At 37.6% G+C, this 19,955-nt stretch carries 15 protein-coding genes; 3 read left to right on the top strand and 12 right to left on the bottom strand.

Annotated features, from left to right (window positions below; all coding sequences use genetic code 11):
* Nucleotides 1-5 precede the first annotated feature (5 nt).
* Complete coding sequence (dnaE, locus tag IGL56_RS04015; protein WP_002355946.1) at nt 6-3,335, bottom strand: DNA polymerase III subunit alpha; 3,330 nt, start codon at nt 3,333-3,335, stop codon at nt 6-8.
* Nucleotides 3,336-3,452: 117 nt separating this feature from the next.
* Between dnaE and IGL56_RS04010 the strand changes: the two genes are divergently transcribed.
* Nucleotides 3,453-3,638 carry a YjzD family protein gene (locus IGL56_RS04010; RefSeq protein WP_002355945.1) on the top strand — a complete coding sequence of 62 codons (186 nt, stop codon included), beginning with the start codon at nt 3,453-3,455 and terminating at the stop codon, nt 3,636-3,638.
* Nucleotides 3,639-3,692: 54 nt separating this feature from the next.
* Here IGL56_RS04010 and IGL56_RS04005 read toward each other — a convergent pair whose 3' ends face one another.
* The 3 genes from IGL56_RS04005 to IGL56_RS03995 form a co-directional block, all read right to left on the bottom strand.
* Nucleotides 3,693-4,889 carry a multidrug efflux MFS transporter gene (locus IGL56_RS04005; RefSeq protein WP_002381323.1) on the bottom strand — a complete coding sequence of 399 codons (1,197 nt, stop codon included), beginning with the start codon at nt 4,887-4,889 and terminating at the stop codon, nt 3,693-3,695.
* 208 nt (nt 4,890-5,097) lie between these two features.
* Complete coding sequence (locus IGL56_RS04000) at nt 5,098-6,504, bottom strand: NCS2 family permease (protein ID WP_002355943.1); 1,407 nt, start codon at nt 6,502-6,504, stop codon at nt 5,098-5,100.
* 151 nt (nt 6,505-6,655) lie between these two features.
* Nucleotides 6,656-7,231, bottom strand: coding sequence for a DUF1361 domain-containing protein (locus IGL56_RS03995; protein ID WP_002386206.1), 576 nt, complete (start codon nt 7,229-7,231; stop codon nt 6,656-6,658).
* Between the two features lie 205 nt (nt 7,232-7,436).
* On the opposite strand from IGL56_RS03995, the gene IGL56_RS03990 reads away from it, so the two are divergent.
* Nucleotides 7,437-8,240 carry a Cof-type HAD-IIB family hydrolase gene (locus IGL56_RS03990; protein WP_002355941.1) on the top strand — a complete coding sequence of 268 codons (804 nt, stop codon included), beginning with the start codon at nt 7,437-7,439 and terminating at the stop codon, nt 8,238-8,240.
* A 114-nt stretch (nt 8,241-8,354) separates the two neighbouring features.
* Here IGL56_RS03990 and IGL56_RS03985 read toward each other — a convergent pair whose 3' ends face one another.
* The 6 genes from IGL56_RS03985 to IGL56_RS03960 form a co-directional block, all read right to left on the bottom strand.
* Nucleotides 8,355-9,440, bottom strand: a complete 1,086-nt coding sequence (locus IGL56_RS03985; RefSeq protein ID WP_002386205.1) for a lipoprotein — start codon at nt 9,438-9,440, stop codon at nt 8,355-8,357.
* Nucleotides 9,441-9,582: 142 nt separating this feature from the next.
* On the bottom strand, nt 9,583-11,193 hold the full coding sequence (aspD, locus tag IGL56_RS03980; RefSeq protein ID WP_002355939.1) for an aspartate 4-decarboxylase: 1,611 nt from the start codon (nt 11,191-11,193) through the stop codon (nt 9,583-9,585).
* Between the two features lie 159 nt (nt 11,194-11,352).
* Nucleotides 11,353-11,763: a nucleoside-diphosphate kinase gene (gene ndk / locus IGL56_RS03975; protein WP_002381321.1), complete on the bottom strand. Its 411-nt coding sequence runs from the start codon at nt 11,761-11,763 to the stop codon at nt 11,353-11,355.
* A gap of 109 nt (nt 11,764-11,872) precedes the next feature.
* A complete protein-coding gene (locus IGL56_RS03970) occupies nt 11,873-12,526 on the bottom strand; it encodes a DUF4767 domain-containing protein (protein WP_002355936.1) in 654 nt (217 codons plus the stop codon).
* 42 nt (nt 12,527-12,568) lie between these two features.
* Entirely contained in the window at nt 12,569-13,513 is a 945-nt protein-coding gene (locus tag IGL56_RS03965) for an aminoglycoside phosphotransferase family protein (protein ID WP_002386204.1), read from the bottom strand.
* A gap of 79 nt (nt 13,514-13,592) precedes the next feature.
* Nucleotides 13,593-15,842 (bottom strand): amidase family protein, encoded by a 2,250-nt coding sequence (locus IGL56_RS03960; protein ID WP_002386203.1) that lies wholly within the window; start codon nt 15,840-15,842, stop codon nt 13,593-13,595.
* Nucleotides 15,843-16,003: 161 nt separating this feature from the next.
* On the opposite strand from IGL56_RS03960, the gene IGL56_RS03955 reads away from it, so the two are divergent.
* On the top strand, nt 16,004-18,241 hold the full coding sequence (locus tag IGL56_RS03955) for an ATP-binding cassette domain-containing protein (RefSeq protein ID WP_002355933.1): 2,238 nt from the start codon (nt 16,004-16,006) through the stop codon (nt 18,239-18,241).
* A gap of 48 nt (nt 18,242-18,289) precedes the next feature.
* On the opposite strand, the gene IGL56_RS03950 is transcribed toward IGL56_RS03955, so the two are convergent.
* Together IGL56_RS03950 and IGL56_RS03945 are read right to left on the bottom strand one after the other, a co-directional pair.
* Nucleotides 18,290-19,345 carry an endonuclease gene (locus IGL56_RS03950; protein ID WP_263306755.1) on the bottom strand — a complete coding sequence of 352 codons (1,056 nt, stop codon included), beginning with the start codon at nt 19,343-19,345 and terminating at the stop codon, nt 18,290-18,292.
* A gap of 22 nt (nt 19,346-19,367) precedes the next feature.
* A complete protein-coding gene (locus IGL56_RS03945) occupies nt 19,368-19,952 on the bottom strand; it encodes a hypothetical protein (RefSeq protein WP_002381317.1) in 585 nt (194 codons plus the stop codon).
* Nucleotides 19,953-19,955 lie beyond the last annotated feature (3 nt).

Here is a 19,955-nt window from a genome sequence, read left to right as displayed (position 1 = left end):
GTAAATCATTTGAAAATGACGTTTTGCTCACCTAAAACGTAAGCTAATTGTTGCTGACTAGCGCTTGTATGAGCGACCCAATTTTCTTCATTTAATACTATTTTCTTTCCTGTTTTTTCAAAATAGACAATCACTGGAATGTGTCCAGCATGACGACTGAGTACCTCTTTCATTTTCTGAAAAACGTCCGTTTGTTCGACATCTTTTGTAATTCTGATAAAACACGTTTCGTCACTAATTGATGTTTCTACTTGTTGCGCTTTTTCTATTCGTTGAACCAATATTTGCAATTCTTGATTGTACGTACTGCGTTCCACTTTTCCTTCCACATAATAAACTTGCCCTTTCTCGACACTCTGTCTTAACTGGCGAAAAACGGTTGGGAACAACGTTAGTGAAATACTTCCTGTTGTATCATCCCCATCAACAAAGGCCATTTGTTCTCCCTTTTTGGTCCGAATCGTCCGAATGTTTTTGACATAAATCAATAATTTCGTGGGCTGATTTTCAACAAGTTCATGAACAAGTTGCGTTTGCTTGGCTAAGCGTGTTTTTTTGAACTCTTCTGTCGGATGTCCTGATAAATAGACCCCTAAATATTGTTCTTCTTGTTCTAGTCGCTCTTCTAGCGGATAATCGGCAATTTCTTCTTCCTTTGGCTTCAATGTTTCTAACAAATCCATACTACCACCGCTGAGAAGAATACTTTGGATATTACTCTCTAAACCTACCGCTAATTGACGGCGATTAGGCGCAATTTCGTCAAATGCACCGATGGCAATCAATGGTTCGATATTTTCAACTTTCAACCACTTACGGTCAATTCGCAAAAGAAACTCATCGAACGTTTTGTACGGTCCATTTTCTCGGCGTTCATTTAAAATATTTTGAATGAAGTCTCGGCGGATTCCTTTTAAAGAACTAAAACCAAATAAAATTTGCTGTTGCTGATTTAGGTAAAAGCTGTAGTGACTTTGGTTAATTGACGGCTGCAAAATCGTCTGCTTGTTTTTTCTAGCTTCGCCAATATATTCTTTAATTTTTGTTGGATTATGACGAACAGAATGCAACAATGCGACATAAAAAGCACTCGGATAATGAACCTTCAAGTAAGCCATTTGAAAACCAATAAAGGAATAGGCAAATGCATGCGAGCGGTTAAAGCCATAATTAGCAAAGCGCTCTATATAATCGTACACTTGGTTAGCTGTCTCTTGAGGATAGCCTTGTTGTAGCGCACCATTAACAAAATGATTTCGTTCTTCATCTAGCACATCTTTTTTCTTTTTACTAATGGCCCGACGTAAAATGTCAGCTTGCCCTAAAGAGAAGCCTGCCATTTTCGCAGCAACTTGCATAATCTGCTCTTGGTAAACAATAATTCCGTACGTATTTTCCAAAATGGGGGCGAGACTAGGCTCTGGATAACTAATTTGTTCCAAGCCTTTTTTCCGGCGGATGAAAACATCAATATTTTGCATCGGACCAGGACGATACAGGGCATTGACAGCAGCAATATCTTCAATGCTAGTTGGCCCTAATTTTCTTAATACATTCCGAATTCCAGCAGATTCAAACTGGAAAACGCCACTTGTTTCCCCTTTTCTAAATAAAGCCAGCGTTGTTTCGTCATCTAATGGAATCTGATTTAAACGAATGGTTCGATTATAGACGCGTTTAACAGCTGTGAGGGTATCATCAATGATGGATAAATTTCTTAAGCCCAAGAAATCCATTTTCAGAAGACCAATTTTTTCAACATCATTCATAGTAAATTGGGTCAATAAAATTTCATTCGATCCTGGTTGTAACGGAACCAAATTCAAAAGATTTTCATCACTAATTACCACACCTGCTGCGTGCGTAGAAACATGGCGAGGCAATCCTTCTAGCTGAACAGCTGTTTTATAGAGCAATTGATTATTTGGTGAAAAATTGACCAATTCTTGCATCCGTTTTGACTCTTGGTATGCTTCTTCTAACGTAATTTTCAGCTTGTTGGGGACAGCTGCCGACCAACGATTCGCTTCACTCTGGGACAACCCGAAAACACGTGCAACGTCCCGTAAAACCATTTTCGCAGCCATCGTACCAAACGTGGCAATTTGCGCCATATGATAATGACCATATTTTTGACTGACATAAGCTAAAACTTCCTCCCGCCGATTATCAGGAATATCTAAATCAATATCGGGCATCGTGTAGCGTTCTGGATTCAAAAAACGTTCAAAAAGCAAATCATATTTGATTGGATCTACATCTGTAATTGATAACACATAGGACACTAAAGAGCCTGCAGCTGAACCTCGGCCAGCGCCTGTAACAATTTGATTGTTATGACAGAAGTCCATCACATCCCAAACGATTAAAAAGTAATCATCAAAGCCCATATTGTGAATGATGGTTAACTCTTTTTCTAATCGTTTTTGGTAAACTTCATTTAGATGAGGCACTCTTTCTGGTAATTTTTCTAAACACAATGAGCGTAAATAAGAACCAGCCGTTTGATTATCAGGCACAGGAAAATGCGGTAATAATTTTTGATGTAAAGGAATGTCAACTCGGCAATTTTCAGCTAGCTGAATCGTATTCTGGACCACTTCTGAACCAGCTATTTGAAGCATTTGTTCCATCGTCGTCTCTGCTTCGCGCAAGTAATTCAGACCTTCTATTTCCGGTGTTTGGCTTGTAATATTCAATTGATTATTTTCTTTGATGCTCTCAAGAACAGTAACGGCAAAGCCTTCTTCCCTTGTTAAATGACGTACCTCTTGCAAAGCCACGCCAGGTAATTGTTCTCTTTGGTAAAAAGAAAAGAGCGCTGGATTGCGTTGTTGATTCATTGAAAAAGAATGTTCAACAAATAACGACTGGGGATCAAAATATGAAGCAAGTTGTTGGAAAGCGTGAACCGCTTGTTGTTCATCTTCAAAAAATGTTTGGGCGACTTCTCCTTTAGCTGACAAAGTCACGGCAAATAAATCACTTAATAAGGATTGATGTTCCGCTAAGTAAAAGGGACCCTCTGTCGTCATTTTGCTGCTAGATAGTTGCATTAATTGCTGATATCCTTTTAAATTTTTAGCAAATAAAAGCAACTCGGAATGCCCTTCTTTTTCTGCTGGGGTATATTCTAATCTTAAACCGATAATTGGTTGAATTCCCGCTTCTTGGCATGCTTCATAAAATTCAACCGCCCCATGCAAGACATTGATATCGGTAATCGCTAATGTTTGATAACCTAACGCTTTCGCTTGTTTTACATAGGAACGAATCCTAACCGTACTAGATAAAAGCGAGTAGGAAGTAACGGTATGTAATTGTGGAAATGACATTGGACAGCTCCTTTTTGAATCCTTGCTATTTTTTGCCTCTTCTCTTATTTTCCTATCGCGGATTCTTTACTTTTAAAGAAAATATGCTAAACTAAGAGCTAGAAAAGAGGTGCTCATATGCGTTATCTTGTTGTATTTTTCTGGACCTTCGCATTAGGCCAAGTCGTTGGATATATCGGCGGTGCATTATCTGGTGGTTCATACGACTTTAAAATGACAACGATTCTATCGTTGGCAACAGCCGTTATTATTTTATTAATTGCACACTTTGCAGTACCGAAAGAAACCAAACCTGTTAAATAAGAAAAAACCAGTTACTAAAGTTATTGTAACTGGTTTTTTTATCTTTTCAACTGTTTAGAGCTTTTTATTTAAAACTTTTCGGAAATTAAAGAAGGACAACCCAATGTTTCCTAAAACGAAACAAGCGGTTACCAGAAAAACAGAAGAATAGCCAAAACCATGGGCAACTGTCGACCCTACCATCGGTCCTAAAACTTGACCGAAATTACTACACATCTGATTGTAACTATAAACTCTACTTACGCCCTCCGTTGGCGTTATTTTACTAATTAACGTATTGATTGATGGCATTAAAGCACCTGTTGAAAAACCTAAAAGGAATCGTAAAACACCTAACTGAAAAGGTGTTTGCACAAACGCCATGGGAATGTAACAAATAAAAGAAAGAATTAATCCGCCTAATAAAACTTTTTGGTTCCCAATGCGGTCCCCAATTTTTCCCAAAGTTGGAGAAGAAATAATTGCTGAAACGCCGGCAATCGAAACAATCAAACCACTAACAAATAATACATTCTCTGTATCGCCACTTAAAGATCGAATATATAGCGTTAAGATTGGGCTGATACTTGTAATTCCTAATTGTAAAATTAACGTAGTCACAAACAAACCAATCAATACTGAAACATGATCCATCTTACTAAAAATTTCTTTAGTCGTTAATAAATCCTTTTTCTCAACTGGTTGAAAATCTTCTTTAACTAAAAAGATAGTCAACAACGTTGTAATGAATAAAATAACGCCGGTAATAATAAAGACATTTTCCATTCCAAACCACTGTGCCAACGCACCGCCAATTGATGGCGCAATTAACGTCCCAGCAATTGCACCTGTTGATAATGTCCCTAGAGCCCAGCCATTTTTCTCTTTTGGCGCCTGCGATGCAATCATCGCTGTTGCGTTAGGAATATAGCCGGATAAAATCCCGTTCATAAAACGCATAATCAACAGCCAGTATACATTAGGGACAAATGCTAACGCCCCCATTGTGATCGTCATTCCTGCTGCAGCCCGAATCATCATAATTTTCCGACCTTTTCGATCAGCTAAATTTCCCCAAATCGGTGCAACAATCGCAGCAGCAAACGCCGTGACAGAAATTGCCAATCCAGAAAACAACTCTACTTGACTCTTAGGCGTCCCTAATTGTTCAACGTATACTGGAATAAACGGCATAACTAAGCTAATACTCGCCCCTGTAAAAAAGCAACCAATCCATGCGACTAACAAATTCTGCTTCCATTTTATTTTCATACTTTTATCCACCTTATCACCTCTTCACCTACCACTATACTCTAAAAGAGTGAATCTCTCAAAAGAAAATTCTTTAAAAAAAAGTCTGACAGACCGGTCAAAACGACCAATCTGCCAGACTTCTTAACACTTGGGCTTAAGATAAACAGCTGAATAAATACAACACCTTCAAAGCTAACCGCTGTTATCTTAGCCTCACTTCTGTTTACTATAAAATAGCTAAGATTACAAAGTTTAAGATAAACAACGCATCAATGACCCAAATAATTGGTGAAACTTCTTTGGCTTTTCCTTTGACTACTTTCACCACTGCATAAAAGATGAACCCAGCAGCAATCCCATAAGAGATGCTATAACATAATCCCATGAAAATTGAAGCAAAAAATGCTGGAATCGCATCTTCTAAATCCGTCCAATTGATGTCTTTGAAAGAAGCTAACATCATAATTCCCACTAAAATTAACGCTGGAGCCGTAGCTTGTGCTGGTACAATAGCAATAAGTGGTGAAAAAAGACTACTTAAGGCAAATAGAATTGCTACCACTACCGATGTCAAACCTGTTCGACCACCCGCACCGATTCCTGCTGCACTTTCTACATAAGTTGTCGTATTCGATGTACCAAAAATCGCACCGATAGATGTTGCAATAGCATCTGCAAATAGAGCTTTGTCCATTTTAGTGCTGAAACCCTTACTATCTTCTAAAGCTAATTCATCTTCTTTAGAGAAAATCCCTGTTCGACGTCCCGTACCGATAAATGTTCCAATTGTATCAAACGTATCTGATAAACTGAAGGCAATAATGGTCATTAAGACTTGAGGAATTTTTGAAGAATCACTAAACAATGACTGTAAGCCCTCAGCACCAAAAGCAGCGCCAAAAGTTGTACCTAATTCTTTAAATGAATTGCCCAACGAATTAGCATGCCAATCAACCGAAGCAGTGTCTACCACCCCCATTGGAATTGCGACTAACGTAGTAACCACAATGCCAATTAAAATAGCCCCACGAACATTCGTGACAACTAAAATCGTTGTTAAAACTAACCCAATTACCGCCAAAATAATGGCTGGATTATCAAAATTTCCTAAAGCGGGCACGATACTCGAACCATTCACAACACCATTTTGAGGTTCTGCTTGTACTGTGAAACTTAGTAAGCCAGCATTTTTCAACCCTACATAAGCGACAAAAATTCCAATCCCACCACCAATAGCATGTTGTAAACTCTCTGGAATTGCTTTAATAATCATTTTGCGAATTTTTGTCACTGTAATTAAAATATTAATCAAACCACAAATAAAAACCATTGCTAATGCTTGTTGCCATGTATACCCCATCCCAAAAACGACCGTAAACGTGAAGAAAGCATTGAGTCCCATCCCCGGTGCTTGAGCGTAAGGTACATTAGCAAACAGCCCCATAATTAATGTACCGATGATTGAAGCAATAATGGTCGCTAAAAAAACAGCCTGAAAAGGCATCCCTGTTTCTGAAAGAATGGACGGATTAACAAATAAAATATAACTCATTGCAAAAAAGGTCGTGACCCCCGCCATTATTTCAGTTGATACCGTTGTCTTGTTTTCCTTTAATTTGAAAAACGTATTCATAATTGCACTTCTCTCCCTTAAAATCCATGTTTTCGAATAATTACTCTTTGATTATAAGAGAATCGCTATCTTTTTACAACAAAATATTAACTATTATATATATTTTTCTATATAACGTTCGTGTTTTGTGGGTATAAAAAAAGAAAAAGCTTTACATTGCTTCTTCTTTTCCTAATAATTGGATTAGCCCAAACAACAGCATCTGTAGAAACATCATTAATAAAATAAACATTAATTTTTGAAGGGACCAGTCAAAAAAGATAATTTTCACTGTTTCAATTGGACTCATAAAAAGATAGACACTGTGTAATCGATCAAAACGTCCAACATAAATCGCCAAAGCAGACAAGAAATGAAGGCTGGCTTGAAAGACTACAATTGTTCTATAGTCACAATAACTTTGCAATTTCTGACTAACAGTTGTTACTGTTTTCATCCCTAAAAGTCCATATATAACAATCCCGCTAGTTAAGCAAACAAACGCCCACCAATCACCAATTTGGTTTGCAAAAATCGTATTAAAGCCTCGATAAATAGATAGCGTTTCTAAATGAAAAAAATCCGTAAATAGGTACGGCGCATTAGGATAAAAAATTAACCAAGCAAAACCTATCAACCAATCCCTTTTACGTTTTTCTGCGTTTAAAAGATAACTAAGTTCAATTGGAATATAGGCTAACAACACGTTCAACGCCATAAAATGAAAATGCGTAGCAAATAACCACATATAGATACAATAGATTAAGGTGATCACTCGTAAATAATTTCTAGAATTTTTCAAGATGCTCTGCGCTCCTTTTTCAAACGGTTTATTTTAGTGTAGCATACTTCTTAAGCTTTTTTTTAAACCTTATAAATGAACATGCTTCTCCCCTTGATAATCTTCGGTTTTATGCTAGACTGAGTAAAAGGCATTTAGGAGGAATTTTTACTTGAAAAAATTAATTGCTATTGATTTAGACGGCACAACATTAAATGCACAGTCTTTAATCAGTCCAAAAACCGAACAAACACTAAAAAAAGCGATTGACAACGGTCATTACGTCAGTATTGCCACTGGACGTCCCTATAGAATGAGTCATCAATTTTACCAACAACTTGGCCTAACGACCCCTATGGTTAACTTTAACGGCGCTTTAGTCCACATTCCAGAGAAAAAATGGGACTTGGAAAGCGAAGCCAATATTGAGCGTGACCTAGTCTTTGACATTTTGGCACAGAAAAAAGAATTACAATTAGATTTTGTTGCTGCTGAAAACAAAGAAACATTTTATATCGATACGTTAGATGGGTTCGATCCGAAATTTTTTGCTTCCAAAGCAACCTTAGATAATTTACTTACTGCTAAAAATTTACGAACAAATCCTACCTCAATGATGGTTCGGACCACACCAAACCAAGCTGAAAAAGTTGCTGATACATTGACAAAACAATATGGTGATTATATTGATGTCCGCACTTGGGGCGGTCCAATGCCTATTTTAGAAATGGTCGCAAAAGGAATTCAAAAGGCCCATGGCGTTGATCAAGTGGCGAACTTTTTATCTGTCAAACCAGCTGATATCATTGCTTTTGGCGATGAACATAATGACGAAGAAATGTTAAGTTATGCTGGTTGGGGTGTTGCTATGAACAATGCCACGGATAAAATTAAATCCGTAGCCAACGATGTCACTGAAAAAACAAATGATCAAGATGGTTTAGCAGATTACTTAGAAAATTATTTAGATCTATAAAAGGCTAAAATAAAAGTATTTCTTTAAAAAGAACTCACTTTGGTTTAGCTGATAATCTTAAGATTACAAAAGTAGGGCATAAGTCGAAACGACTTATGCCCCACTTCCGTTTTTTTATTCCTTCAATGAATTTTGAAACGTGCTGATTTTTTCAGCCAATCTTTGATAAGTAGTAAAAGACGGATGCTGTAGCTCTTGTTCTTCGTTAACGGATAAAGTTTGTTGTGTCGTAATGGCCTTTGTTAGTGCATCTACAAAATGAATAAAAGAATTGTTGGTTTGTTTATTGTATCCTGGTGAATAATATTTCGATTGACGATAAAAAGGCCGCAGGGCTGTTTCTGTGATTTTTTCCTGTTCATCTGAAAAGTATTCATCATAGCTGACATGTTTTATTTTCTGCTCTTCTGTTATCACTTGAAGTCGAGCGATTAGGCCATTGCCTAAATCTTCTGCGTAACCGATATACGTTTCTTTCGATGGCTCTTTTAGCCAAGTGTCCATCTCTGCTGCTAAAGGCATTAATCCTTCACGCGCAGAAGTTGATGAACCGCGTACCGTATAAAAATTACCTGTAACACGATTTTCGTCACGCATTTGTTTTTCTACATAAGTAATACCATTAACAACGGTGACTAACGTATCGTCTGTACGCGTGTTGCTTGCTTGAAATTCAGGATAATCCGACAGGCGTTTGTTGACACCCGAATAGCGTGTATCATAATAAGGATCACTAGCAAACTCTGTAAACTCAACATTCAGAATCCTTTGCGTTTCAGGTTCCGTAATAATCTCTACAATGCCGTAATTTCCGCCAGTAAATACACCTTCATTTTTATAATAGTTACCCGTCATTAATCCCAAAGGCGGTTGATTGGACCAAAACATTTTTTTCTTTTTTTCTTCCGGTGTATATTTTGCTGGTGGGGTTGTTCCAAATGTCGTTTGTGTGGCCCCTGTAACCACTTCGTACGTGTATTCATGAGAATCAAAAGTCAATTGATTAGCAATCAGTTCGTCATTTTTAGTCGGCGCTTGTTTTTCCACCGCAGAAGTCGTTTGATTGGTGACGGTAACTTGCTTCACTTGCTTTGTCTCTTGCGGACCACTTGTTGTTTGTTTCGTTGGCTCTTGATCTGGCGCACAACCAACCAAAATAAATAATCCGATAAAAACCAACATTCCTTTAATATGTTTCATTCACTTCTCTCCTTTTTATAAACGCTTAATTTCCTCTTATCTCCAGTGTAGCAAACATTTATAAACCAAAACTGACGGAAAAATGAATAAATAATAAACAAAAACGCTAAGTCTCCTGCAGCTTAAGAGACTTAGCGTTTTTTTATTTAATTGCTTGGCGCTTTTGGCGCAACCACTCTTCTTTAATGTGTTCAGATAGGCGAATCATTCGTTTACCAACTTCACTATATTGGTTAGTAGCTAAATTGGCTAAAGAAATTCGAACTGACCATTTGTCACTCCCGAAAGCATCCGCTTTTAAAAGCATTAATTTTTCTTTTTCTGCTAACGAAGTTAATACTTTTGTGATCGTCCACGATTTCGTTAAATAACTTGAAAATTCTGGGCCATAACGTTTTTCTGTCCAATCTCTAAAGTTAATTTCACAATAGTATGCTGTATTTAAACTTGCTAAAGGCTCTTCAATGCCTAAGGTGCGGAACAAGAGCTTTTCACGCGTATGACAGATATCCATCACTTCGTCTTTATATGCTTGACCGTCTTTTAACAAAGCATACAAACTAAATAAAGCCATCATTGCTTGCTGAATAGAAGAAAGTCCCGCTGCATGGTTCAACGCAATATCGCGGCTGTCTGCGACTAAGCGGCTGATAAAGTTAATTTGGCTTGTGTCTGCATTCAATGTAGCATAACGTGCCTGTAATTCCATTTTTCGAGCCACTGGCAATTCTTTTAATAATTGATCAAAGATGTTCTCTTGACTGACCGCAATAGTCCCCACACGCCAACCGGTAGCGCCAAAGTATTTAGAATAAGAATAGATACAGGCTGTATTGTAAGGTAACTCCGTAAATAGTGAACGGAAAGCTGGCACAAAGGTTCCGTAAACGTCATCTGTTAAAATCATTAACTTAGGGTTATCCACTGCAACGATTTGTTTGATTTGTTCAATGGTAGGTTTTCCCATAGCATTAGCAGTTGGATTGCTGGGATTTACGACAAAAACCGCTTTGATGGACGGGTCTTTTAGTTTATCAATTTCCTTGTTTGAGTATTGATACGTCGTTTTTCCATCAATAATCATTTGCTCTGCTTTGATTTTAACCACGTCAAAGTCATAACGTGGTAGTTCTGGAATTTCTAAATAAGGAGCAAACGTTGGTAATAACAACGCAATACGATCACCTTTTTCTAGTAAATAATTATTTGCCAACGTATCAAACAAGTAACAAATCCCTGCTGTACCACCCTCAACGGCAAAAATATCAAACGGTTGTGCTTCGCTGGAAAATAATTCTTGATTTAAATATGCTTTAATCGGTTGTTCACACGCCTTCAAGCAACGAACAGGATTCGGATAATTATCCCCAATCACATAGTCTAACATGGCATCTAACCACATTTCCTTATCCATCCCAAAATAGTTATGCTCTGCTGTCCAAATTTCTTGTAAGAAGGTTGCCCCTTTGCTTGGATTTTCTGCTAAAAAGTTTAAGAAGCGTTGCGTTCTACCAAAACTTGGCTGAATCATACCAGCCGTTTGTTCGCTCCCCTCTCTTAACGTTTCTTTTGTAGCAAATTGACCTAATAAAAAAAAGGCTTCCCTTGGTGTTGGCGCCGTCCAATTAGGATTGCCTCGCCCTGCATTTAACAATGTTTCTAAATTATGATTTTCTTCATGTAATTTCTTCTCTAAAAATAGACTTAATTCAAACGGACTAAGGTTTTCTGTCAATTCATCACTTGTTATCATTTTATCCTCCTGAAGCACACACAGTCATTTAGTATTTAGTATGTAGTCTATACTACTCTTCTACCTCCAGATGTCAACCATTTAAGCGGAATATTCTGACAATTAATAAAAAAGAAACAATCCTTTATAAAAAATAAAGGATTGTTTCTTTTTTGCTGATTAACCAAAGAACCGTTGCATCTCAATTTTTGCTGATTGAACAGAATCAGAAGCATGGATTAAATTTTTGGTGACAGACAACCCATAATCCGCTCGTAAGGTGCCACTTTCAGCATCTAACGGATTCGTTGCTCCAACTAATTTACGCACTTTTTTAACCACATTGTCCCCTACAACGACCATCACAACCACTGGGCCACTTGTCATATAGGCTAATAATTCAGGGAAAAATAGTTCATCTTTTAAATGCTCATAATGTTCCTTCACTGTTTCTACTGTTAGTCGTTCGAATTTAAGGTGCAATAAGTCAATACCTTTATCTTCAAAACGTTGAATGATTTTGCCAACTAACTTTCGTTCAACGCCATCTGGCTTAATAATTACTAAACTTGTTTCCTTCATTTTTTCCATCCCTTTCAAAACTTCCTTTTGCCCTTTCCCAAGGGGTAGCTACAGAATAAAATGAAAGCGGATACTTTGTCAATGATAAATTTTCTTTTCCTTTTGATTAAATAAAAAATTAAAGATTATTCACAAGATTTGTGAATTGTTCTTTCAGTTCTGTATTGCTTGTTTCTTTTAAAAACAAATAAGGTTGCTCCTCTACTGGCTGTTCTTTACTCACATAGACTTTGGCTTCACCATTCACTAAAGTAAATAAATAGACATGCTTCTGGGCAACTTGTGTCGCACTGTCAGAGTATACTGCCACCAGACAATAACCCCCTTCGCTGCCTGTTTCTGACCAATTTAACCAAATGGGATTGTTCCCAATAGCTGGTTGTATTTTAGGTTCATAACTCAATAAATCATCAGGCACTTGAATCGTGTAAAAAGCTACAGAGTGACCTGGTTGGTACGCTTGATAGTTCTGATTGCGTTCTTGACCCCAGGTTTCCATGTATTGTCCTAACTGTTTTGCTTTTTGCTGATTCCAAATCGTCCCTTCTTCTGTAACTAATTCAGTTAATTCTTGTGTTTGCGTTGTTTGCTCTAATTCCAACGCCGTGGTTTGACTAACTTCGGTTGCTGAAATTGCTCTTGTTTCTTCAGTATTTACATTGTTTGTTTGTACGGTTTGTACTTTCTGTGATTCCTCTTTCGATTTTTGCCAACCACAGCCAGATAAAACGCTTCCAACAACCGTTATCATAATAATCCCGTTTAGTTTCATTCCTTAAACTCCTGTTTTTGTTTTTATTCTATCGAAATAAACCTAAAATCTCAATCCCTTTCTTTGGATAGTTGAAAACCATTTGGGAACTAGTAATTCTCCACAATTATAGTCCTCTAGTAATTGTTGGTATTGCTGTTCCATAGTCCTGATTTCTTTTTCACCAAAGCTCAGTGCCCAAACTAAAGAATAGAGTCCTGCGTGAAAAGTATAAAGCTTTTGAAACTGCCAAAATAAGGTAGGAACTTTCCCAGCAAAATAACCTTGTAATTGACCATAAGCAAACAATGGCGAAACATTTCTTGAAAAAAATTGTAACTTGTAAAATTCTTCATAAGGATCCCCAAAATCCCATCGATTAAAATCAATCACACCGACCTGCCTAGTTGGCAAGTAAATAAAATTTCCTACATGGAAATCTCCATGCTGATAAACTACAGGCCGTTGTTGCAATAACGGTAATTGTTTTTCTAAATATGAAATTATTGGCTGCTGGTACGGCATACAAAATTGAGATTCCTTATACTTATTTAGTTGGCTCTGCTTTTTTTCGTATAAATTTCGCGCAATCTCTCTTTGACTAATCCTTTCAGGCAACAAAAGCTTATGGATTTTGTTTAAATAGCGGCCTGCCTCTACGCCTAAGTTCAGTTGTCCTTTGGGAGAAAGAGCGGGTAAAACACCGCTTAAGTCTTCACCTTCTAGATACGTTAATAACATGTATCCTTGTTCACTTTCAGGAATAGGTGCACATAAAAAAGGTTTAGAACTGGGAAATCCTAACGCCGCTACTTTTTTGATAAATTGATATTCTTGTTGTTTGGCTAATAACTCTTCTTGTTGAAAAATTCGCAATAAAAAGGTTTCTTGATTTTTGGTAACTTTAAACTTTAAATCAGTTGACCAACCACGGTGAATAGCTTCAACTTTTTGCCATTGCTGAAACGCTGGAATCTTCTCAAACGCCCTCATTACTTTCGCCTCCATTTCCCTATTGGTTTTAGTATACCAAAGAAAAAAGGCTGGAGACAATTGGGGATAAATTGTCTCTAGCCTTCACTGGTTATCATTTTCTAGTTTTCCTTATATAAATCGTTCCACTCGTTACTAAGAAAGCTCCTCCTAAAACAACCCAGAAAGTACTAGGTACTTCTGCACCTGCTTTTGGTAATACTTTTTTGGGAAGCTGTTCTTGTTTCCCAATCATACTTTTATTAGAAAAAGCATGCGTACTTTCTGTTGATTTGGTTCCCTGATTTGCTGATGAATTCAGCGAATTATCTAAGGATGACTCACTAGTAGTTTTTCCAGCTTTGTCTGGGTTTTGGTTTTGATCTTTTCTTTCGATTGGTCCTTCACTTGTTTTTGTTTCTTTGTCTTTTTCTGGTTTGCCACTTGCATCTGAGTCTTTATCTTTTTCTGGTTCGCCACTTGCATCTGGTTCTTTGTCTTTATCTGGTTCGCCGCTTGCATTTGGCTCTTTGTCTTTGTCTGGTTCGCCACTTGCATCCGGCTCTTTGTCTTTATCTGGTTCGCCGCTTGCATTTGGGTCTTTGTCTTTGTCTGGTTCTTCTACATGTGGTTGATTTATCTTGTGGTTATTTTCAAATAAAGCACCTAATTGTAGCAACGTTCGGTCTTCATTTAATGCACTATTAAATTGAATCCCCAAAGGCAGTCCTTCTTTTGAAACGTAAGTTGGTACACTTAATGCTGGATGTCCAAATAAATTTGCTTGTTGTGTAAACGGTGTATATGTGAACGCCGTCAGCCATTGGTCATAAATCAATTGTTTTTGTTCTGCTGGTGACAATTGATCAATTTTTTCCATCTGTGCTGCATGTTCTGGTTTTAGTAACAGATTATCAATACTAGGTGCCGTGGCAGCTGTCGTTGGTGTTAATAAGATAGGATACTGTTGATAAAATTCGTCCATCGCTTGTGCTTGTAAAGCAATATCTGTCCAAGCCGCAGTTGTCTCTTCACTCGTTATATTTTTTCCTGTTTGAAAAAGCGCCCATGTTAACAGTTCTACATCATTTCGTTCAAGCGGTCTTTTTAATTTCTGCCGCGCCATAAAATCGGCAATTCCTGCTGAGCCAGCAGCTACAGTATAATAATTTTTCATTAGACGTTCCCCATCAACAGGGTGCTTCACTTCAACCAATGTGTACCCTTGGTCTTTTAAAAAAGCAACAGCTTCAGCGACCGCCTCTTTTGCTTCGGCACTTACAGGCGTTCCGGCAGGGGATTCTGTTGTATAAGCAATGGGTTGCGCTTGACTTAAATGTCCCGCAGGAAGATCTTTTTTGGTTAATAAGGTTTCAAATAATGCATTTGTATCCGCCACGGTTCGACTTAAACCAAAGTGAACAGTTTGACCTTTTGCACTATTAGAATTACCAATGATTACTCCTCTAGAAGGTTTCAAGCCTACGGTGCCTGTCCAAGAAGCAGGGATGCGGATAGAGCCACCAGCATCACTTCCAGAAGCAATGGGAACAAATGCCGCGGCGACACTAGCACCCGCTCCGCCTGAAGAACCACCTGAATAATGGTTAGGATTCCATGGATTGACGGAAACGCCATATAACTTTGAATCTGAAATATTCTTCCAACCTAATTCTGGATAATTCGTTTGACCAATGATTATGAATCCGGCATTTTGTAGTGCTTTGACAAAGGTCGATGTCCCACCAGCTACTTGATCTCGGAGAAAACCAAAACCGTTCGTGTTGCTTTCACCTTTCAAGGATTGTCCTAACCCTTTTAGTAAGAGCGGCACACCTAGAAATGGTTGACCTGTATCTTGTAAAGCTTTTGCTTCTGTCAAAGCCGCTTCTTCTCGTAAAGTAATGACCGCATTTAATGTAGGATTTTCACGTTTAGTGATGGCCAACGCAATTTTTACTAATTCTTCGCTCGTCACCTTTTTTTCTCTTACTAAAGTTGCTAACTCCAGTGCAGTTGCTTGTTTATAATCTGCTTCTGAAAAAGCATTCTCTGCAGAAACAGCTTTTCCATCTGTATCACTATTTTGTATCTCATTTGTGGTTTCAGTGGTTACTGCAACCACATTTCGGCTACTGCTTTCGGCGATTGCCGAAGAGGATTCTTTTTCCTGCATCACCGTTTGGCTAGTAGTTTCAGATTCCAAGTTAGCTACAGTCTGACTGGTTTCTGTTGTTACTGATTCCGTCTCTGTTTGAACGGTTGTTTCTAGTATACTTTCTTGTGCCAACATTGGTACCCCTACCAGTGTTTGGCTAATTAATAAAATAATCCCTAACTTTTTGAACAAAATCGACTTCTTCATAAGTCACATCCTTTATCTATTAATACAGATAAAAAATCTGTATTACTTATAGCATAAATGAAAGCGATTAAAAAGTAAAGTTCTCTTGAAAATTCCAATGTTCAACTTTTAGGCTAGGTTCTTTTTATATGCTAAAATAGAATAGAAACGGAGGTTTTTTAATGGAATGGATTGAAATTAAGCACGCAACACAAAATAATTTGAAGAATGTCTCTGTCAATATCCCTAAAAAGCAACTAACTGTTGTTACTGGACTTTCGGGTTCAGGAAAGTCCTCCTTAGTATTTGACACATTAGCCGCTGAATCACGTCGTGAACTAAATGATACATTTAGTTCGTTTGTTCAAAATTACTTACCCAAATATGGTCGTCCAGAAGTTGAAAAAATCGAGAATCTTCCTGTTGCAATTGTCATTGACCAGAAAAAAGTAGCAGGTAATTCTCGTTCGACAGTGGGAACGTACACAGATATTTATACGTTTTTACGTTTGCTGTTTTCACGAGCAGGTTCTCCATTTGTTGGTTATTCAGATACTTTTTCGTTTAATCATCCGGATGGAAAATGTCCAACATGCGATGGCTTAGGAAAGATTACCGAAATCAATCTTCATCAGCTAGTTGATTATGACAAATCATTAAACGAAGGGCCTATCGATTTCCCCACATTTACAGTTGGCAACTGGCGGTGGAAGCGTTATGCCCATAGTGGTCTATTTGATTTGGATAAAAAAATCAAGGACTATTCCCCTGAAGAGTTAGCATTATTTTTATATGCTCCACAACAAAAACTAGCTAATCCACCCAAAGAGTGGCCTCATACAGCTTTGTATGAAGGAATCGTCCCGCGCATGCAACGTAGCATATTGCATACAGACGAAGGCAAACGTCATCAAAAATACCTTAATCACTTTGTTACCGTAAAAAGATGTCCTGATTGTTTAGGAAGTAGAGTCAATGAACGTGTTCGTAGCTGCAAAATTAATCAGAAAAGTATTGCTGATGCTGTTGACATGCCACTCACTGAATTACATTCTTTTATTCGTTCAATGGACCTTTCCTTAATAAAAAATATTCAAGAAGAGCTACTTGTACGTCTAGAAGCATTAATTAATATCGGTCTCTCCTACCTCACATTAGGACGAGCAACTGAAACACTTTCTGGTGGTGAAGCACAGCGGATTAAAATTGCTAAGTATGTAAACAGCGCCTTAAACGATATTATGTATATTTTAGATGAACCAAGTGCTGGCTTACATCCAAAGGACATCGAACGGATCAGTCGTGCATTGCTCAATTTAAAAAATAAAGGAAACACCGTGGTTCTCGTGGAACATAATCCACAATTAATTAGAGAAGCTGATTTTATCATCGATATAGGACCTTTCGCAGGCGAAAATGGTGGCCATGTCCAGTTTTCAGGAACGTATGACGCATTTTTAGCCTCCAAAACCTTGACTAGTCAAGCCCTTCAAGAGCCGCTCCCTTTAAACGACCAACCAAGAAAAGCAAGGAAGTCTTTATCAATCGAACATGCGACACTGCATAATTTAAACAATCTATCTGTCGAAGTTCCGTTAGGAGTTTTGACTGTTATTTGTGGGGTCGCTGGTTCAGGTAAATCATCATTAGCGGAAGAAATTTATCAAAAAGCCCAAGCTGATAATCAAGAAATTATTCATCTTTCACAAAAAAGCATTACCGCAAATTTACGATCCACACCAATGACCTATCTCAATATTTTTGATAAGGTCCGCAAACTGTTTGCGGAAGAAAATCATGTTAGTCCAGCTTTATTTAGCTATAATTCCAAAGGCGCCTGTCCTACTTGTAAGGGGAAAGGCATAATTGTCTCCGATATGTCTTTTATGGAGGATGTTACTAGTATTTGCGAAACCTGTCACGGAACGCGTTACAAAGAAGAGGTGCTTCATTATCTGTATAACGGAAAAAATATCGTTGAAGTACTAGCTTTAAGCGTTAAAGATGGCTATGATTTTTTCAAAGACCAGCCTTTTGCTCTTTCATTAAAAAATTTACTGGAAGTTGGCTTAAGCTACCTTAAACTCAATCAATCGCTCTCAACATTATCTGGTGGCGAATTGCAAAGGGTAAAATTAGCAGACACACTTCACCAAAAAAAAGCTATCTATTTAATGGATGAACCTACAGATGGCTTACACTTAATTGATATCCAACAAAGTCTTCAACTTTTCAATCGAATGGTAGAAGAAGGAAACAGCTTGATTTTATTAGAACATCACATTGATGTGATTAAAAGTGCCGACTGGTTGATTGAACTAGGTCCCGAAGGTGGAGAAAATGGCGGACAGCTTCTTTTTACAGGAACCCCAGCAAATATGCTAAATTCCACTCATTCTATTACTAAAGGCTATCTGTAAAATAAAAAGTACAAACGGTGCAAGCAACAAGCACCGTTTGTACTTTTTCTATTTTAACCCAACTTCCATCTTCACAGGTTGGTGATCTGTATATTTAAATTGTTCGTCCTTTGTTTTCACGCTATGAACAGCCACATTATCAGAAACAATAAAACCATCAATTACATACACTTGAGATGTTTCATAAGAGCCAGTGTAAGGCTTATTAAGCACCCGCACAGTCGGTTGTTGATCATCATAAGCAAGTGAAAAATGTTTAGGTAAGTCTGCAGGATCAATTTCTCCTGGTGCCCAACCAGCTTCACCTAGGTTAGGATATCGATGACTGCCTTTGAAAACTTGATTAAAGTCACCTCCAGCAATTACATAGTTTCCTTTAGCGTATTCTTGGGATAATACGTCAGCTAACTTTTTGCTTTGAGCAATCTTCCCATCCCCATTGTCATAGGCTTCCAAATGTAAGTTAAAAACCACTAATTCTTTGTCTGTGCCTTTAATTGAAAAGCGCGTTTCTAGAAGCGCTCGTTTTAAGTTACTAATGCTAACGGGCCAACGAAAGGGATTGGGTAAAGCAATGCGTTTAGCCTCTGTTATTTTTTCATTTGATAATGTTAATAAACCACTTTCTACTCGTCCAATCGGCGGCCAAGGAATGGGCACATAATCTACCTTAAAATTATAAGCAAATGCGCTGTTCAGCTGTAGCTGTTTTTGTAATTCTTCCTCTTGATTGACTTCATAAGAACGTTGCGAGCGACGATCGACTTCTTGGAATAAGTAAATCATCGCTGGTAATTCTTTTAAGGTTCCTTCAATGCCTGTTAAATTCTGTTGGACTATTGCCTTATTAACTGGTTGGACAGTTTTGCCACCGTCCATAAAAAAATCTTCTGTTTGTCCTAGGCCAGCATAGCCTATGTTATACGTGACTAAAGAAATGGATTGATGTTTTTCGATGGTTTGCTCTGAAAATTGTTTATTTATAGCAACTGGTTCAACCGCTCGTGGTCGAAACTCTCGAAAGGTTAAATATCCTATCAAAATTAAAGCTATGCTTAAAAGAAGGACCATCAAGCTACCGAGATATTTAAAAAACTTTTTCATTGATTCCGATGTTCCTTTCACATTAGGTCAAACCAAAAGTAGCAATTATCTTCGTTGCTACTTCTTCTGGTGTCATGTTTGAATTATTTATTTTCGTTATTTTTACATTTGGAAATGTACTTTCTAGTTCACCTTCGTGGCTTACTAATCGATGTTCTTTAAAGGTATTGAGTAATTCTTTTCGAGAAAAGTCGACATCGCGTTTTGAAGGTTTTGCCTCTAGCCGTTCTGGATGAACATTTCGTTCTAGGCGGATTGATGTTGAAGAGACGAGTTCGACGAAATAAACGGACTCATGTTTACTAAGAAAAATTTCTGATATTTCTTCTAAAAATTGAAAATCCTGTTCTTGATCAAAAGCAATCACCACTGTAAAAATAATGTTTTTTGTTGTATTTGTGGCTGGATTTTCGACAAAGGCATGAAAAAGTTCCTTTCTAACGGAATCAGACAATTGAAATGCACGTTCCGTATACCCAAGATAGTTTGCAAATAAGTCAATGGTTTGATGATTAAATAGTAATTTAGCATCTAACTGCTTTTCTAAAGCCTTGCCAACGGTCATTTTCCCGACAGCTTGGGCACCAATTAAAACGATTAAAGACATCAA

This window comes from Enterococcus sp. DIV1316a (assembly GCF_050536915.1).
Lineage (GTDB): Bacteria > Bacillota > Bacilli > Lactobacillales > Enterococcaceae > Enterococcus > Enterococcus faecalis.
This window is presented reverse-complemented; position numbering and strand designations above follow the sequence as displayed.

Bases quoted from the DNA above. Each gene is read 5' to 3' on its own strand.
- IGL56_RS03985 (WP_002386205.1), bottom strand. From the start codon at position 9,440: ATGAAACATATTAAAGGAATGTTGGTTTTTATCGGATTATTTATTTTG.
- IGL56_RS04000 (WP_002355943.1), bottom strand. From the start codon at position 6,504: ATGAATACGTTTTTCAAATTAAAGGAAAACAAGACAACGGTATCAACT.
- aspD (WP_002355939.1), bottom strand. From the start codon at position 11,193: ATGATAACAAGTGATGAATTGACAGAAAACCTTAGTCCGTTTGAATTA.
- IGL56_RS03955 (WP_002355933.1), top strand. From the start codon at position 16,004: ATGGAATGGATTGAAATTAAGCACGCAACACAAAATAATTTGAAGAAT.
- IGL56_RS03945 (WP_002381317.1), bottom strand. From the start codon at position 19,952: ATGTCTTTAATCGTTTTAATTGGTGCCCAAGCTGTCGGGAAAATGACC.
- IGL56_RS03965 (WP_002386204.1), bottom strand. From the start codon at position 13,513: ATGGAGGCGAAAGTAATGAGGGCGTTTGAGAAGATTCCAGCGTTTCAG.
- IGL56_RS03970 (WP_002355936.1), bottom strand. From the start codon at position 12,526: ATGAAACTAAACGGGATTATTATGATAACGGTTGTTGGAAGCGTTTTA.
- ndk (WP_002381321.1), bottom strand. From the start codon at position 11,763: ATGGAAAAAATGAAGGAAACAAGTTTAGTAATTATTAAGCCAGATGGC.
- IGL56_RS03995 (WP_002386206.1), bottom strand. From the start codon at position 7,231: ATGTGGTTATTTGCTACGCATTTTCATTTTATGGCGTTGAACGTGTTG.
- IGL56_RS03960 (WP_002386203.1), bottom strand. From the start codon at position 15,842: ATGAAGAAGTCGATTTTGTTCAAAAAGTTAGGGATTATTTTATTAATT.
- IGL56_RS04005 (WP_002381323.1), bottom strand. From the start codon at position 4,889: ATGAAAATAAAATGGAAGCAGAATTTGTTAGTCGCATGGATTGGTTGC.
- dnaE (WP_002355946.1), bottom strand. From the start codon at position 3,335: ATGTCATTTCCACAATTACATACCGTTACTTCCTACTCGCTTTTATCT.
- IGL56_RS04010 (WP_002355945.1), top strand. From the start codon at position 3,453: ATGCGTTATCTTGTTGTATTTTTCTGGACCTTCGCATTAGGCCAAGTC.
- IGL56_RS03950 (WP_263306755.1), bottom strand. From the start codon at position 19,345: ATGAAAAAGTTTTTTAAATATCTCGGTAGCTTGATGGTCCTTCTTTTA.